Origin of the sequence: Streptomyces silaceus (assembly GCF_001419745.1) — a bacterium.
Lineage (GTDB): Bacteria > Actinomycetota > Actinomycetes > Streptomycetales > Streptomycetaceae > Streptomyces > Streptomyces silaceus.
Genome location: NZ_LIRJ01000670.1, coordinates 1 through 1,406, shown reverse-complemented (window position 1 = coordinate 1,406; position 1,406 = coordinate 1). Strand labels below are relative to the sequence as shown.

Annotated in this window: 1 protein-coding gene; it reads left to right on the top strand. The window is 72.5% G+C overall.

Features of this window, described 5'->3' with window-relative positions:
• A partial coding sequence (locus AOK22_RS38485) for a fumarate reductase/succinate dehydrogenase flavoprotein subunit (RefSeq protein ID WP_079037116.1) occupies window positions 1–1,406 on the top strand: 1,406 nt, incomplete at both ends.

Here is a 1,406-nt window from a genome sequence, read left to right as displayed (position 1 = left end):
CCGGGCCGTGGGCGCGGCCGGGTTCAACACCCGCACCGGGGAGTTCGTCACCGTCAGGGCGGGCGCGGTGATCCTCGCCACGGGCGCGTGCGGCCGCCTCGGCCTGCCCGCGTCGGGCTATCTGTACGGGACCTACGAGAACCCGACGAACGCGGGCGACGGCTACGCCATGGCGTACCACGCGGGTGCCGCGCTCACCGGGATCGAGTGCTTCCAGATCAATCCGCTCATCAAGGACTACAACGGCCCGGCGTGCGCGTACGTCGCCAATCCCTTCGGCGGCTACCAGGTGAACCGGCTCGGCGAGCGGTTCGTGGAGTCCGACTACTGGTCGGGCCAGATGATGTCGGAGTTCGCGGCCGAACTCGCCTCCGACCGGGGGCCGGTGTACCTGAAGCTGAGCCATCTCCCCGAGGAGACGATCAGCGCGGTCGAGTCGATCCTCCACACGACGGAACGGCCCACGCGCGCCGCCTTCCACGAGGGACGCGGCCACGACTACCGCACCCACGACATCGAGATGCACATCTCGGAGATCGGGCTGTGCGGCGGCCACTCGGCCTCCGGCGTACGGGTCGACGCGCACGCCCGCACCACGGTGCCGCGCCTGTACGCGGCGGGCGACCTGGCGTGCGTGCCGCACAACTACATGATCGGGGCGTTCGTCTTCGGGGACCTCGCGGGCGAGGACGCGGCCCGGTTCCGCGCGTACGAGGGGCCCTTGCCGGACGACCAGCTGGCCGCCGCCCACGAACTCGTCTACCGGCCGCTGCGCCACCCCGACGGTCCCCCGCAGCCTCAAGTGGAGTACAAGCTGCGCCGGTTCGTGAACGACTACGTGGCGCCGCCGAAGACGGGGGCGAGGCTGTCCCTGGCGGTGGAGGCCTTCGAGCGGATGGCGGGCGAGATCGCCGGCATGGGGGCGCGTACCGCCCATGAGCTGATGCGCTGCGCGGAGGTGTCGTTCATCCGGGACTGCGCGGAGATGGCCGCGCGGGCCTCGCTGGCGAGGACCGAGTCCCGCTGGGGCCTCTACCACGAGCGGCTCGACCACCCGGAGCGGGACGACACGCAGTGGCTGCACCATCTCGACCTGTACAAGTCGCCCTCGGGAGCGATGGAGTTCAGGGCACGGCCGGTCGAGCCGTACGTGGTTCCGGTGCCGGAGTACGCGCCGACGGAGGGGGCGGAGAGGGCGCTGGGGGAGGTCGCCGTGGTACCGGTGGCGACGGCGGGGCCGAGGGAGACCGCACCGGCCGCGCGCGCGGAGGGGTTCGTCCCGTCGTCCTCGGGAGCGTCGTCCGTGACTCCGTACGCACCGCCCGCCGAGGGCCCGGCCACCGGCGCCCCGCCATCCGGCACACCGAACGCGGACCCCGCGATCCTCTCCCTGCTCGCCCTCGCCG